The sequence below is a fragment of the Jutongia sp. SJQ-6 genome, assembly GCF_054161275.1.
Map to the genome: position 1 here is coordinate 2,884,850 of NZ_CP195314.1, position 16,274 is coordinate 2,901,123.

Annotated in this window: 10 protein-coding genes; 8 read left to right on the plus strand and 2 right to left on the minus strand. The window is 43.3% G+C overall.

The annotated features are described in order from the left end of the window. Positions 1 to 14: 14 nt before the first annotated feature. From ACSAJE_RS12935 to nadC, 8 genes are all read left to right on the plus strand, one after another. Complete coding sequence (locus tag ACSAJE_RS12935; RefSeq protein ID WP_458009309.1) at positions 15 to 1,199, plus strand: phosphopentomutase; 1,185 nt, start codon at positions 15 to 17, stop codon at positions 1,197 to 1,199. A gap of 201 nt (positions 1,200 to 1,400) precedes the next feature. Beyond that, complete coding sequence (locus ACSAJE_RS12940) at positions 1,401 to 2,681, plus strand: glycoside hydrolase family 27 protein (protein WP_118691100.1); 1,281 nt, start codon at positions 1,401 to 1,403, stop codon at positions 2,679 to 2,681. Positions 2,682 to 2,746: 65 nt separating this feature from the next. Beyond that, positions 2,747 to 4,597 (plus strand): asparagine synthase (glutamine-hydrolyzing), encoded by a 1,851-nt coding sequence (asnB, locus tag ACSAJE_RS12945; protein ID WP_458009310.1) that lies wholly within the window; start codon positions 2,747 to 2,749, stop codon positions 4,595 to 4,597. A 231-nt stretch (positions 4,598 to 4,828) separates the two neighbouring features. Then, positions 4,829 to 6,331: a leucine-rich repeat domain-containing protein gene (locus ACSAJE_RS12950; RefSeq protein ID WP_458009311.1), complete on the plus strand. Its 1,503-nt coding sequence runs from the start codon at positions 4,829 to 4,831 to the stop codon at positions 6,329 to 6,331. 216 nt (positions 6,332 to 6,547) lie between these two features. Continuing rightward, positions 6,548 to 8,950 (plus strand): GH36-type glycosyl hydrolase domain-containing protein, encoded by a 2,403-nt coding sequence (locus tag ACSAJE_RS12955; protein WP_118691086.1) that lies wholly within the window; start codon positions 6,548 to 6,550, stop codon positions 8,948 to 8,950. 161 nt (positions 8,951 to 9,111) lie between these two features. Next, the gene (hydG, locus tag ACSAJE_RS12960) at positions 9,112 to 10,539 is read left to right on the plus strand and encodes a [FeFe] hydrogenase H-cluster radical SAM maturase HydG (RefSeq protein WP_243034712.1); all 1,428 of its coding nucleotides are present in this window, start codon (positions 9,112 to 9,114) and stop codon (positions 10,537 to 10,539) included. A gap of 55 nt (positions 10,540 to 10,594) precedes the next feature. Further along, complete coding sequence (locus tag ACSAJE_RS12965) at positions 10,595 to 11,893, plus strand: L-aspartate oxidase (RefSeq protein ID WP_118691087.1); 1,299 nt, start codon at positions 10,595 to 10,597, stop codon at positions 11,891 to 11,893. 110 nt (positions 11,894 to 12,003) lie between these two features. Beyond that, positions 12,004 to 12,858 carry a carboxylating nicotinate-nucleotide diphosphorylase gene (gene nadC / locus ACSAJE_RS12970; RefSeq protein WP_444156332.1) on the plus strand — a complete coding sequence of 285 codons (855 nt, stop codon included), beginning with the start codon at positions 12,004 to 12,006 and terminating at the stop codon, positions 12,856 to 12,858. Between the two features lie 150 nt (positions 12,859 to 13,008). On the opposite strand, the gene xylB is transcribed toward nadC, so the two are convergent. Together xylB and ACSAJE_RS12980 are read right to left on the minus strand one after the other, a co-directional pair. Beyond that, the gene (gene xylB / locus ACSAJE_RS12975; protein WP_118507551.1) at positions 13,009 to 14,538 is read right to left on the minus strand and encodes a xylulokinase; all 1,530 of its coding nucleotides are present in this window, start codon (positions 14,536 to 14,538) and stop codon (positions 13,009 to 13,011) included. Between the two features lie 108 nt (positions 14,539 to 14,646). Beyond that, positions 14,647 to 16,137: an L-fucose/L-arabinose isomerase family protein gene (locus ACSAJE_RS12980; RefSeq protein WP_022026133.1), complete on the minus strand. Its 1,491-nt coding sequence runs from the start codon at positions 16,135 to 16,137 to the stop codon at positions 14,647 to 14,649. Positions 16,138 to 16,274: the final 137 nt, after the last annotated feature.

Below are 16,274 nucleotides of genomic sequence, written 5' to 3' on the forward strand. Positions count from 1 at the left end.
GGAGGGCTTTCTTTATGGGGAAATTTCAGAGAGTATTTGTCATTGTATTGGATTCTTTAGGGTTTGGCGCAATGCCGGATGCAGAGCAGTACGGCGATAGCAATGTGGATACCATTGGACATATTGCTGAAAAGATGCAGCTTCATATACCGAATCTGCAGAAACTTGGCGCAGCAAATATCCGACCGATCAATGGAGTGGCGTCCGTTACGGAACCTTTGGCTAAGGTGACAAAATTATGTGAAAAAAGCCACGGAAAGGATACGATGACCGGGCATTGGGAGATGATGGGACTATATATTACCAAGCCATTTAAAACATTTACGGACACCGGATTTCCATCGGAGCTGATCGCAGAACTTGAGAAACAGACCGGACGAAAGATCATTGGGAATAAGAGCTGCAGTGGTACGGTGATCCTGGATGAACTGGGCGAAGAAGAGATTAATGAGGGACATTTGATCGTTTATACATCGGCCGATTCGGTGCTGCAGATCTGCGGTAACGAGGAGACGATGGGACTTGACACGCTATACCATTATTGCGAGATCGCAAGAGAACTTACGATGCGTGATGAATGGAAGGTGGGGCGTGTCATCGCAAGACCATACGTTGGCAAAAAGCGTGGGGAGTTTGTGCGTACTTCTAATCGACACGACTATGCGTTGAAGCCGTTTGGCAGAACGGCATTAAATGCGTTAAAAGATGCCGGTCTGGATGTCATCTCTGTTGGAAAGATTTTTGATATCTTTGATGGAGAAGGTCTGACAGAATCCAACAAATCCAAAAGTTCTGTGCATGGTATGGAACAGACCATCGATATTGCAAATCGCAATTTCAAGGGATTATGTTTTACCAATCTGGTGGATTTTGATGCGCTGTGGGGCCATCGCCGTAATCCGATCGGTTATGGAGAAGAGATAGAACGGTTTGACAAGAAACTTGGTGAATTGCTGGAAGTTTTGCGGGAAGATGATCTTGTGATCCTGACAGCGGATCATGGCAACGATCCGACTTACACCGGAACCGATCATACGAGAGAAAAGGTACCGTTTATTGCATACTCACCGTCGATGAGGCAGGGAGGCAATTTGCCGGAGCAGCAGACGTTTGCAGTGATTGGAGCAACGATCGCAGATAATTTTGGAGTAGAGATGCCGGAAGGAACAATAGGACATTCAATATTACAAATTTTGTAACCAAAAATGATATTTTTAACATGATAGCGATGCTATGATAATAGCCATCGCTATAGTTTATTGATGGCAGGATTCACTATATAGTGGCTGCAAAATATAATTAGACCATTAATATAATAAGCAATATGTGGTTGTGCGAGATAATGAGGGATGGGAAGTTTGAATTATAAACATGTTGCAGCAGAAATGAGGTATGATGGAATGAACAAGAATTTATTTGCGGTAACGCCACCGATGGGGTGGAACAGTTACGATTATTATGATACCGGTGTTACGGAGGAACAGGTTAAAGCGAATGCGGATTACATGGCAAAGTACTTAAAACAGTATGGCTGGGAATATATTGTCGTTGACATTGAGTGGTACAGTTATGATGCAGGCAGTCAACGAGATCGTTACCAGTATATACCATTTTGGGATGTTGCCATGGATGAGTATTCCAGATTGATGCCGTGCGAGCAGCGTTTTCCATCGGCGGCAGGTGGCAAGGGATTCGCACCTCTTGCACAATATGTCCATGATCTGGGGCTTAAATTTGGTATACACATTATGCGTGGAATACCGAGAAATGCAGTGCATGCGCACGCTAAGATCTTACATTCCACCCACACGGCAAATGAGATCGCACAGCCGAATAACATTTGTGAGTGGAATCCGGATATGTATGGAATTGATCCGGCGGCAGAAGGAGCGCAGGAATATTATGATTCTCTGCTTGCGTTGTATGCTCAGTGGGGTGTTGATTTCATCAAATGTGATGACATATGCCGTATGGATATGCCGACAGCCAAAGAAGAAATACGAATGTTGTCGGAGGCAATTGAAAAATGCGGTCGGCCGATTGTTCTTAGCTTGTCTCCGGGACCGGCTAAGATTGAGGAAGCGTGGTATTATGAAACGCATGCGAATATGTGGCGTATCACAGATGATTTTTGGGATGACTGGCAGTTACTTGTGCCAATGTTTGAACGTTGCGAGCTTTGGCAGAGCCATGTGACCAAAGGCTGCTATCCGGACTGTGACATGCTTCCGGTCGGTAAGCTTGGAAAAGGCTTTGCGGATGAGCGGGATACTCGTTTTACGAAAGAGGAACAGATTACGATGATGACACTGTGGTCAGTGTTCCGTTCGCCGATGATGATCGGTGCGGACTTGCCACAGCTTGATGACTGGACGAAGTCATTACTGACGAATGCCGACGTATTACATCTGTTGTCTCATTCGTCCGGAGCCAGACAAATGATGCGTGATAACAGACAGGCTGTGTGGTGTACCAAAGATACAGATGGCAAACATACCTACATTGCGGTATTTAATCTGCAGGATCAGGCAGGTGATGTGAGTCTGCCTTGGGATGCGATCGAGCGGTACGGCATTACAGCAAATATAGCGAAGGAATTGTGGAGTGGTGACCAACAGGATCTACGCAATTGTGAGGCAGTGTCAGTAGCTGCTCATGGCGCCAAATTATTCCGTTTATAAGAACAACACGAAACCCCGCATTCTGCATATAATACTATGAACTTTTTCGTATTGGAGATTAGTATATGTGTGGAATTGCGGGATTTTTTGATGGAAATGCAGACTTTACAGCAAATCGTGAAAAGTATGAAAACATATTACAAAAGATGCAGCAAAGTATTTTGCATCGTGGACCGGATGAGCAGGGGATCTACTTAGGAAAACGGGCGGGATTAGCGCATACCAGACTTTCGATCATTGACCTCAAAGATGGCTCCCAGCCTATGAGCAGACGCAGAGGAAAGAATTCTTATCAGATTGTTTATAATGGTGAGATCTATAATGCAGGGGAACTTCGCAAAATGTTGCAGCAGAAGGGATGGCGTTTTCAGACTACATCAGATACAGAAGTGATCTTGTTGGCTTTTTTGGAATATGGACCGGAGTTTGTCATACGGCTTAATGGCATTTTTGCCTTTGCTATTTTGGATGAACGGCATGATACCTTATATTTGTATCGGGATTCTTTTGGAATCAAGCCATTGTTTTATACGCAGCAAAATGGAATGGTACTGTTTGGATCGGAACCCAAAGCGATCCTGTCGTATCCGGGTGTGAAAGCGCAGCTTGATGAGAAAGGATTATGTGAGCTGCTTGGTATGGGACCGGCTCGTATACCGGGGTCGGGATTGTATCATGGATTTTCGGAAGTCAAACCGGGCTGTTATCTGACCGTGAATCGTTATGGCTTGCAAAACAGACAGTATTGGAGATTGTCCAGTCATCCACATGAAGATGATTACGATACGACCATTGCCAAAACAAGACAGATGTTAGTTGATGTCATTGAGCGTCAAATGGTATCGGATGTGCCGATCTGTACTTTTTTGTCCGGCGGGGTGGATTCCAGTGTGGTTTCTGCTGTGTGTGCAGCCAAACTGCGCAGGCAGGGGAAACAGCTTGTCACGTATTCGTTTGATTTTACCGGTAATCAAAAATATTTCAAAGCCAATTCTTTCCAGCCATCTCAGGATCGGCCGTATGTCGACAAAATGGTCGAATACCTGGGATCGGAACATCATTATTTAGAGTGTGATTATCAAACACAGGCAGATCTGCTGTATGATTCTGTGGAAGCGCATGATATGCCATGTATGGCGGATGTAGATTCTTCATTGGTGTATTTTTGCCAGTTGGTCGGTAGACAGCATAAGGTGGTTTTGACCGGAGAATGTGCAGATGAAGTATTTGGTGGATATCCGTGGTTTCACCGGGCAGAATTTTTGCAGAGTGGGACGTTTCCGTGGACGCCGGATCTTGCACCTCGTAAAATGCTATTGTTAGACGAGGTACGTGAGAGCTTGCCGATGGATGCGTTTGTACAGGAAATGTATGACCGGTCGGTACGAGAGGTGACGATCCTTCCCGGAGAAGATGAGATCGAAACGAATCGCAGGCAGATCGGTTATTTGAACATTCGTTATTTTATGCAGACACTGCTCAATCGCATGGACAGAACAAGTATGCATTCCGGACTGGAAGCAAGAGTACCATTTGCCGATCGCACATTGGTTGACTATATATTTAATGTTCCTTGGGAAATGAAAGCCAAAGACGGACTGGTAAAAAATGTGCTTAGGCAGGCTTCGCGGGGACTGTTGCCGGATGAAATATTGTTTCGACGCAAAAGCCCATATCCTAAGAGTTATGATCCGTATTATGAAACATTATTGGGAACAAGACTGCAGCAGGAAATTGAAGACTCGAAAGCGCCGATCCTGCAGATCGTGGATCGAAAAAAAGTACAAAAGTTTATCGACAGCACCAAAGATTATGGAAAACCTTGGTATGGACAGTTGATGGCAGGTCCACAGATGTTAGCATATTTGTTGCAGATTAATTATTGGTTAAAAACGTATTCCGTAGAACTGATCTAGCACAGCGCCGATTAGTTACGTTGCTCAAACTTCGCATATCCGAAACTTTTTGATATGCGAAGTTCGAATTCTTAAGAATTATTAAGATTACGCTGCTATTGTTGACAAGGTAACAGACCTATGGTGTACTAAAGATGTAACTAACGGAAGTTCTGTATAAAGTAGATTGTTTTTTTGTATCTAAAGTATCTATTTTTACATGTGAAAAGCGGCATGGGTAAGGAGGAGCAAATGAAAAAGAAACGAATAAGGAAAGGTCAGGTGATTACTATGAAAGAAATGATCAAAGGGATGGTGTTTGTAGCATTGGCATTGGTCGTAGTATTGGGACTGGAAAGCAGAGTTGATGCTGCGGGCAGGACGGTACGCATTTCAAAAAAGAATTTTCCAAGTAAAGCTGTTCGTGTAGAGTTGAAACAGCGATGGGATGAGGATAGTGATGGGAAACTCAGTCCATCTGAAATCAAGAAGGTAAAATATTTAATTGTTTTTGCGTCAGAGGATGAGAAAAAGACATCACTAAAAGGAATGCAATACTTTTACAATTTGAAGAGTGTTGATTTGGATGTTCAGACGATGAATCATATTGATCTGCGAAAAAATAAAAAGCTGGAGAGCTTGGAAATCTCCGGAAAAAAATTATCCGGTCTAAAATTTTATGGCAGGAACTTGAAAACAGTGGATATCAGTGTAGAGCAATATAAAGGGGATCTTAATTTGAAAAATCTGCCAAAATTAGAAAAAGTCTCTATATCATCGGATGGCAAATATGATAAAATAGACTTATCCGGTTCTAAGGTGCAATCGATTGATATTGGAGATCATTGGACAAGTGTGAAGTATCTTGATTTCTCTAATTGCAAGAGGTTGCAATATGCAACGGTGCAATTGCGTAATCTTGGCAAGATGAAAATGAAAGGTTCTAATGGATTGAAGGCATTGGATTTGGAGACGTATTATCCTGAGGACAGTACAATTCGAAAGGTTGATGTGAGTCGTATGAGAGATTTAGTATCTCTTAATCTGTCCGGAAGTAAAATATCACAATTGTCTGTAAAAAATAATAAGAAATTAGAGGTGTTGAATGTTCACGGTACTAATCTTAAAAAATTGAATCTATCTGTGAATAAAAAGCTGCAGACATTAGATGTTGGCAGTACGAAGATTAAAAAATTGGATTTGTCTGCCAACAAAAAAATACGAGAACTTGATGTAAGCCACACGAAAATTAGAACGTTAAATCTCTCGGCTAACAAAAAAATACGGGAATTTCGTTGCGGAAATAATAGGATAACAAAGATGTTTTCCCTGCCAAATCCGGAACGAGTGGAGCTGTTAGATATCAGCAATACGAAGATGAAAAGCCCTAATTTAAAACGGTATACTGCATTGAAAGAATTATATGCCAACGGTATTTCGGCGACTTCCTTGGATCTAAAAAAATGTCGAAAATTAGAGTACATTTATTTGAACGATGCGAAATATTTGAAAAGGTTGGATCTTTCGAAGCAGAAGCTTTTGATCAATGTAGAATTTAGGAGAAGTAATGTAGAAGAGCTTGATATCCGTGCTACTACGAGAGTTTGTGATCAGGATGAGGGAGGACGTGGCATTGGATTTGATGATTGTAAAAAACTTCGTAAGGTTATTCACAACAAAAATTGGCGATATCTGTATTGGTTTCAAAATAGCGCAGAGGCCGAAGGATTGAATGTTATGTGGATTTCCGTATAAATGGTCATTCCTTACAGTGCACAGATCAAAATAATGTTAATAAATGTGAAGAATGTTCTTGAACTGGGCGGTTTGGTGTCGTATAATGATAAAGATGTACCATTATGAGAAAATGTCTGGAGCGCCTGTTGCGACAATAGGTGGCAGGCAAGATCTGCAAAGAAACAGTATAGAACTGGAATTTACAAAATATTTCATTTTAAGGAGGAACAAACTATGAATTTCGGCTATTTTGATGACGACAACAGAGAGTATGTCATCACCAAACCAAACACACCGGCACCTTGGTGTAACTATCTTGGCTCACCGGAGTATGGCGCAATCATTTCGAATAACGCAGGTGGATACAGCTTCGTAAAGAGTGGAGCGAACGGACGTATTTTGCGTTATCACTTCAACAGTGATGATACACCGGGCCGTTATATCTATCTTCGTGATGATGAGAATGGTGACTATTGGTCAGCATCCTGGCAGCCGGTTGGCAAGGACTTAAACGAATATAAGAGCGAAGTTCATCACGGTACTGCTTATACAAAGATGTTTGCAGAGTATGCCGGAATTAAATCAGAGGCAATGTATTATGTGCCATTGAATAAAGTATATGAAGTATGGTGCTGTAAAGTAACCAATACATCAGACAAGCCTAGAAAGATTTCTGTATTCGGTTATGCAGAACTTTCTAACGATGACAATTACAATCAGGATCAGGTAAACCTGCAGTATTCTCTCTGCACGACCAACACCAGCTTCCGCAAGAACAAGATCTATCAGCAGATCAACTTAAACTGGTACAAAGGTCCGGACGGAAGTAATGGTAAAGAGCGTTTCTTCGGTCTGGCAGGACAGCCTGTGACATCTTACAACGGTGATAAGGAAGCTTTCATTGGTTTGTACCATGATTACGGCAATCCGGTAGCAGTAGAGCGTGGTAAATGCGATGGCGTATGCAATTACAACGAGAACAGTTGTGGTGCACTGCATACAGCATTAGAGCTTGCTCCGGGCGAGACAAAGACGATGGCATTCTTACTTGGTAAGTACAAAGAGTCTGATGCAGATAAGATCATTGCTGCATATGAAGATGTTTCCGTATGTGACAAAGAGATCGAGGAGTTAAAGAAATACTGGCATGCTAAGCTTGAGAACTTCAAGATCAATACACCAAGCCCGGCATTTAACAGTATGGTAAATACATGGAATGCATATCAGTGCTTCTTAACCTTTACTTGGTCCAGAGCAGCATCTTTCATTTATTGTGGTGAGAGAAACGGATATGGTTATCGTGATACTGTTCAGGATATTCAGGGTGTTATTCATACTGATCCAGAGGCAGCTTTGGATAAGATCCGTTTTATGTTATCTGCGCAGGTAGATAATGGTGGCGGACTTCCATTAGTTCGTTTTGATCATGAGGAGCGTGCAGGACACGAGGGCACACCGGATGATCCGGATTATGTACGCGAGACAGGCCATCCGGCTTATCGTGCAGACGATGCATTATGGTTGTTCCCGACAGTTTATAAGTACATCTCTGAGACAGGTAATCTGGACTTTATGGATGAGGAGATCACTTGGTCTAATATTGAGAAGAAAGCAACGGTTTATGAGCATTTGCAGAAAGCAATTGATTTCTCAATGAACCATTTGGGACCACACGGCCTTCCGGCAGGATTGCATGCAGACTGGAACGATTGTCTCCGTCTTGGTGCACAGGGTGAGTCTTCTTTCGTAGCATTGCAGCTTTACTATGCATTTACGATCATGCGTTACTTTGCAGAGAAGAAGAACGATACAGAGTATATTGCATATTTGGATAAGACACAGAAAGAGATTGGCGATAAGATCAACGATCTGTGGTGGGAAGATGACCGCTACAATCGTGGATTTAAGGATACCGGCGAATTGATCGGTTCCAAGAACGATCCGGAAGCAAGTATGTGGCTCAATCCACAGACTTGGGCAGTTATCTCCGGTCATGCTTCCAAAGAGCAGGCTGAGATCGCAATGGAATCTGTAGAGCGTGAGTTGAATACCGCTTATGGTGCTAAGGTGATGGCACCATCTTATGTAGATCATTATTTTGATGGCGCATTGGCTGGTTTGTTCCCACCATCAACCAAAGAGAATGGTGGTATTTTCTCTCAGACACAGGGCTGGTTGATCTTGGCAGAAGCTTTGATGGGACATGGTGACAAAGCATTCCAGTATTTTGAGGAAAGTTCACCATCTTCTCAGAACGACAAGGCTGAGATCCGTAAATTGGAGCCATATGTACACGGACAGTACACAGAGGGTGATGAAAGCCCATTCCATGGACGTTCTCATGTACACTGGCTGACTGGAACAGCTTCCACTTGTATGGTAGGCTGCGTTGAGGGTATCTGCGGTATCCGTCCTGATTTAGATGGACTTCGTGTTGCTCCAACGATCCCAAGTGATTGGAAAGAAATGACAATGGAAAAGAATTTCCGTGGCAAGAAAATCGTTATCAAAGTAGAAAATCCGAACGGCGCACAGGCTGGATTTAAGGAGTTCTATATTAATGGTGAGAAGCAGGATGATAATTACATCCCTGCAGACAAGCTTACTGATGTTACAGAAGTAAGAATGGTAATGTAATCACCAAATCCTTAGTTCTTAAGGCGCAGGTATTTGCCTGACATTAAGACATGAAGTGAGTTGGATAGCTGTATACGAGGAAGTGTACAGTGCTTAATAATGCAAAAAAGACGCCTCATGCCTTTGGTATGAGGTGTCTTTTCGTAATGGAGGATGAGGAAATGAGTAGTTATAGTTACGACCCAAAATCATTAAAAGCAGAAGAGTTTATCAATCACGAAGAAATTTTAGAGTCTCTCGATTATGCCGAGAAGAACAAAAATAACAAGGAGCTTCTTCGTCAGATCCTCGATAAGGCAAAACTGGCAAAGGGTATCAGCCATAAGGAAGCGGCTGTGTTAATGCAGTGTGACATTCCGGAAGTTAATGAAGAGATTACAAAATTAGCAATGGAGATCAAAGAAAAGTTTTACGGACAGCGTATTGTCATGTTTGCTCCACTGTATTTGTCAAATTATTGTGTCAATGGATGTACCTATTGTCCGTATCATCACAAAAATAAGCATATTCCTCGTATCAAACTGACTCAGGAGCAGATCCGTGATGAGGTTATCGCATTGCAGGATATGGGACATAAGCGTCTCGCAATCGAAGCGGGCGAGGATCCGGTCAACAATCCACTGGAATATATCTTGGAAAGTATTGAAACCATCTACAGCATTAAGCATAAGAATGGCGCCATTCGTCGTGTGAATGTCAATATTGCTGCTACAACTGTAGAAAATTATACCAAATTAAAAAATGCCGGCATTGGAACGTATATCCTGTTTCAGGAGACATACAACAAAGAATCTTATGAACAGCTTCATCCAACCGGACCAAAGCATGATTACGCTTACCATACAGAGGCGATGGACCGAGCTATGGAAGGTGGCATTGATGATGTCGGACTGGGTGTATTGTTTGGCCTGGAGGGCTATATGTATGAATTGGTCGGCATTTTGATGCATGCGGAACATTTGGAAGCAGCACAGGGAGTTGGCCCGCATACGATCAGCGTACCGCGTATCTGTCCGGCAGATGATATTGACACTGCAGACTTTAGCAATGCAGTACCGGATGAGATCTTTGAAAAGATCGTTGCGGTGATCCGTATTGCGGTACCATACACCGGAATGATCGTATCAACACGCGAGTCACAGCGCACACGTGAAAAAGTGTTGAAACTCGGTATTTCTCAGATCAGTGGAGGGTCCCGTACGAGTGTCGGCGGATATACAGAGCCGGTGCGTGATGACAGTTCAGCGCAGTTTGATGTGAGTGATACAAGAAGTCTGGATGAGGTAGTTAATTGGCTGATGAAGCTTGGCTATGTACCAAGTTTTTGTACTGCCTGCTATCGTGCGGGGCGTACCGGTGACCGTTTCATGTCTCTTTTGAAGTCAGGACAGATTGTAAACTGCTGTCACCCTAATGCGTTAATGACTCTGAAAGAATATTTGGAAGATTATGCATCGCCGGAGACAAAGAAAATTGGTGAAGAATTGATCGCAAAAGAAATCTTAAAAGTACCGAATGAGAAGGTACGTGCCAAAGCAATGGAATATTTGTCTGAATTAAATGATGGGAAAAGAGATTTCCGCTTTTAAGGTGCGCGCAAGTATGCTATAATGAGCCTAAAAACAACCAAAAGATAGGTGGACAATGGAAAAAATAAAGACAGATGTAGTTGTTGTCGGGACGGGTGCTGCAGGATTGTATCATGCGCTGCATCTTCCGAAAGAACTGCAAATATGTATGATAACCAAAGATGAAGTTGATCGGAGTGATTCTTTTTTAGCGCAGGGGGGAATGTGTATGCTGCGTGATGAAGAGGACTATGACGGCTATTTTGAAGATACGATGCGGGCAGGCCATTATGAGAACGATCCGAAATCTGTAGAGATCATGATACGTTCTTCGAGGCAGATCGCTAAGGAGTTGCTCGGTTATGGCGTAGATTTTGAACGAGATGACAATGGATTGGTGTTTACCCGCGAGGGTGGACATGGCAGACCGCGCATCCTGTTTCATGAAGATATTACCGGCAAGGAGATCACCAGCACTTTGTTGGAAAGGGCCAGAGAACGCAGTAATATTACGATCTTAGAGCATACGACGATGATCGACATTATAGAGAATGAGTCAGGATGTGCCGGGATTGTAGCGAAAATGTCAGATGGCACTTTGCGGGAGATGTATGCAAAGTTTACGGTTCTTGCCAGCGGTGGTCTTGGCGGTTTGTACCAGCACTCGACAAATTTCCGGCATATTACCGGTGATGCGCTTGCAATCGCATTATGTCATGGGATAGAGATGGAACATATTGACTATATTCAGATCCATCCGACAACGTTATATTCCGAGAAGCCGGGACGGAGATTTCTTATTTCTGAATCGGTTCGAGGAGAAGGTGCAATACTGCTTGACAAAAATAAGCAGAGATTTTGTGATGAATTGCAGCCACGAGATGTAGTGACAGCGGAAATTCATAAACAAATGAAAAAGGATGGAACGCCTTTTGTATGGCTTTCCATGGAAAAGATACCGGAGGAAGAGATCCGCAGTCATTTTCCAAATATTATGCAGCAGTGTTTGGAAGAGGGATATGATCCGACGAAAGAGTGTATTCCGGTTGTTCCCGCGCAGCATTATTTCATGGGCGGAATACGTGTAGACCATGAGAGTAAGACAAGCATGAACCGTTTGTATGCTGTCGGTGAGACATCCTGCAATGGCGTACATGGAAAGAATCGTCTTGCCAGCAATTCCTTGTTGGAATCTATGGTATTTGCAGAGCGTGCAGCAGTCCAGATCAAGGAACTTTTGCCGGATACCGACTGGGAGCAGATCATGGATGGCTCTCCGGTTGACGAAGCAAAATATAAGGACTTGAAAGGCTTGCAGCAACATTATAAAGATGTGGTTTTGCAGGAAATCGAGGCAGAGAAGAAACGACATTAGAAACAAAGCAATGATGTTGCAGGTCGGGCAGCAATGATGTGATGACATTTATAGCAGGGTTGCCGGAAGTTGATAGAGACGAAGCAACAGATGATAGACAGGAGGATAAGATGAAAGATCCGATTACATATCGTGTCAATGCTGATCGATTGATCCGCATGGCATTGGAGGAAGATATTACAAGCGAAGATTTATCTACGAATTGTGTGATGCCGGAGTACCAGAAGGGCGAGGTACAGTTGATCTGTAAACAGGATGGCGTCATTGCCGGACTTGGTGTGTTTAAACGTGTATTTGAATTGTTAGATGATACGGTAAGCTTTGATATGCGCGTGGAAGATGGCGATGAAGTTACAGTGGGTCAGTTAATGGCCGTTATTACCGGAGATATTCGTGCATTGCTGTCCGGAGAGAGAACAGCATTAAATTACTTGCAGCGCATGAGCGGTATTGCTACGTATACACGATCCATTGCCAAGATGTTAGAGGGCAGTGGCACGACATTGTTAGATACCCGCAAAACCACACCAAATATGCGCATTTTTGAAAAATATGCTGTGAAAGTAGGTGGCGGCAGCAATCATCGTTTTAACCTTTCAGATGGTGTTATGTTGAAGGACAATCACATTGGCGCAGCAGGAAGCATTACGAAAGCGGTCAAGATGGCGAAAGAATACGCATCTTTCGTGCATAAGATCGAGGTGGAAGTTGAGAACTTGGACATGGTAAAGGAAGCGGTAGAAGCGGGCGCTGATATTATTATGTTGGATAACATGTCTCCGGAACAGATGAAAGAAGCCATCCAGATCATTGATGGCAGAGCGTTGACCGAATGTTCCGGCAATGTTACCAAAGAAAATATTCAGAATATGATCGATGTTGGTGTGGATTATGTTTCAAGTGGAGCATTGACACATTCTGCACCGATTATGGACATATCCTTAAAAAATCTTCATGCAATTTAAGGAATTATAAACGACTAAAAAACGGCGAAAGATGATACTGCATCTTTCGCCGTTTCAATTTTCCTTAAAAATAAGGTGCCAAATTATATTTTGACACCTTATGAAATCGTGCGTTTATACAATAGTAATTGTGGTTTTATTACCGAGCAATTACAGTTTTGCTAACTCTTGGAACTGATCCTTTAAGCAGGTATATAGATTCTTGTAGATCTGATGATACTTATCATACTCTGCTGTTGCCTTTGGATCAGCATGGCATTCTTTCGCAGGATCAGTGTGGATCATCTGACGGCAAGCGGATTCTACGCTTTCGTACAGTCCGGCACCAACACCGGCAAGAATAGCAACACCGAGAGCAGGACCCTCTGTTGCGGTTACGGTCTTAACGTCGCAGCCAAACATATCAGCCATCATCTGACGCTGAACGGCATTCTTGGCACCGCCGCCACAAGCCATCATTTCAGAAACTTCGATTCCCATTTCCTTGATGATATCGTTGCAGTCTGTCAAAGAGTACTGAATACCTTCCATTACGGCTCTAGCCATATCAGCGGTTGTATGCATACTCGATAAACCGAAGAATACGCCACGGCAGTTTGGATCGACATGAGGCGTTCTCTCACCATTTAAGTATGGGAGGTAGATCAAACGGTTTGCTCCGATCGGAGTTTTCTGTACATCTGCATTGATCAGATCAAAAGCACCGCATCCCTGCTCTTTTGCCTTACGAGCATACTCTGTTCCGATATTTTCCTGGAACCAAGCGAGGGAATATCCGGCAGCCTGTGTTACACCCATAACATGCCATGCACCTGGAACAGCGCAGCAGAAAGTATGTACACGACCCTTAGGATCAATAGAGATGTTGTTGCTGTGTGCGAAAACGACACCACTTGTACCGATCGTGGTAAATGCTTTACCGTCCTCTACGACGCCGGTACCTACAGCAGCGGCAGCATTATCGCCGGCACCACCTACGACAACAGTAGAAGTAGAAAGACCTGTCTTAGCAGCAATCTCTGGTAAGATCGTTCCGGTTACTTCCGGAGATTCATATACTTTAGCAAGAAGACTCTTGTCGATATCTAAGATCTCAAGAAGTTCATCAGACCACTGGCGTTTTGGTACATCCAAAAGCTGCATACCGGAAGCGTCAGAAACCTCTGTTGCAAATTCACCGGTCAAGATGTAACGAACATAATCCTTTGGCAGGAGAATGTGTTTACATTTTGCGTAGTTTTCAGGCTCGTTATTACGAACCCACAGAATCTTAGAAGCAGTAAATCCTGTCATGGCAGGGTTGGCTGTGATTTCGATCAACTTTTCTGCGCCAACTTTTTCTGTCATTTCTTCACATTCTTTTTCGGTACGCTGGTCACACCAAATGATGGAAGGACGGATCACCTCGCCCTGCTCGTCGAGCATGACAAGACCGTGCATCTGACCGGAGATACCAAGACCCTTGATATCATCTGCAGCGACACCGGAATCTTTTACGACTTTTGTGATCGTCTCTAACGCAGCATCGCGCCAGTCTTCCGGTTTCTGCTCTGCCCAGCCGTTGTGTGGTGTGTACAAAGGATAGTCTTTGCTTGCGGAAGCAATTACTTCTCCCTTTTCATCGAAAAGTACGGTTTTGGTTGAGGATGTTCCCAAATCAATACCAATTAAATAGTTCATATGAAACCTCCTTCGGTTAAAATGTTTTGTATTTTTACACGGAAAGACACGCTGCCGAAACAGTGTGTCTTTCCTATAAAATGTTACTATATTATTGTAAGGATCAGATTACATAAATGGATTCTCTGTCTTGTAAAGCATTCCCTTAGGCTGGTTGAAGCCGATCTCATCTACATCAACACCGATGTATTTGAATACTTCGTAAAGAGCCTTTCCATAATGACCGAATGCTACAGCACCATGATGAGGGTAGTTGCCTTCGATCAATACATGACGGTAGAAACGACCCATCTCTGGGATTGCGAAGATACCGATCGCACCAAAGGAACGAGTTGCAACCGGAAGAACTTCACCGTGTGCGATGTAAGCACGAAGTTTTGCATCAGCAGTACTCTGCAGACGGAAGAAAGTGATGTCTCCAGGTACAATGTCTCCCTCGAGAGTTCCGTTTGTAACCTCCTCCGGAAGAGAACGAGCCATGATCATCTGGTTCTTCATCTCGCAGAAGGAAAGCTTTGTGGAAGCTGTGTTACCACAGTGGAAGCCCATGAAAGTATCTTTCAGTGTGTAATCGAATTTGCCCTTGATATCTTCTTCGTAAATATCCGGTGTAACAGTATTGTTAATGTCGAGAAGAGTAACCGCATCGTTGCTGACAACAGTTCCGATAAACTCACTCAATGCACCATAGATATCAACTTCGCAGGAAACAGGGATACCCATCTTTGTCAGACGGCTGTTTACATAGCAAGGAACGAAACCAAACTGTGTCTGGAATGCAGGCCAGCATTTACCGGCGATCGCAACGAACTCACGGTATCCTTTGTGATCCTCGATCCAGTCAAGGAGAGTGATCTCATACTGAGCAAGTTTCTCAAGGATCTCAGGTTTCTTGTTGCCTGCGCCAAGCTCTGCTTCCATATCCTTAACGACATCAGGGATACGAGCATCTCCGGCATGGTTATTGAATGCTTCAAACAAGTCAAGCTCAGAGTTCTCTTCAATTTCAACATTCAAGTTGTAAAGCTGCTGGATAGGAGCATTACAAGCTAAGAAGTTCAATGGACGAGGACCAAAGCTGATGATCTTTAAGTGATCCAAAGCGTAGATTGCTTTTGCAATCGGAACGAACTCATGGATCATATCAGCGCATTCCTCAGCGTTTCCTACCGGATACTCTGGGATATAAGCTTTTACATTGCGAAGCTTTAAGTTATAGCTTGCATTTAACATACCGCAGTAAGCATCACCACGACCCTGTACCAGGCCACCATCCTTGGATGTCTCTTCTGCAGCAGCTACGAACATCTTAGGTCCATCAAAGTGTTTTGCAAGTAATGTCTCAGAGATCTCCGGACCAAAGTTACCAAGGTATACGCAAAGTGCGTTACATCCGGCTTTCTTAATGTCCTCCAAAGCCTGTACCATGTGGATCTCGCTCTCAACGATACAAACAGGACATTCATAAATGTCAGCCTCATCATATTTTGCCTTGTAAGCTTCTACAAGGTTCTTTCTTCTTGTGACAGAGAGTGACTCTGGGAAGCAGTCTCTGCTCACAGCTACAATACCAATTTTCATTTTAGGCATGTTGTTCATAATATTATTTCGTCCTTTCTTGATTTAAGTATTACCGGAAGAATATGTGGATCTTAAGAGTGGGATCCGCAAAAAATATACTGCGGCCCGGCAACCGCTCGCTATAAAATATTTTATCTCATTTCTGCATATTTTGC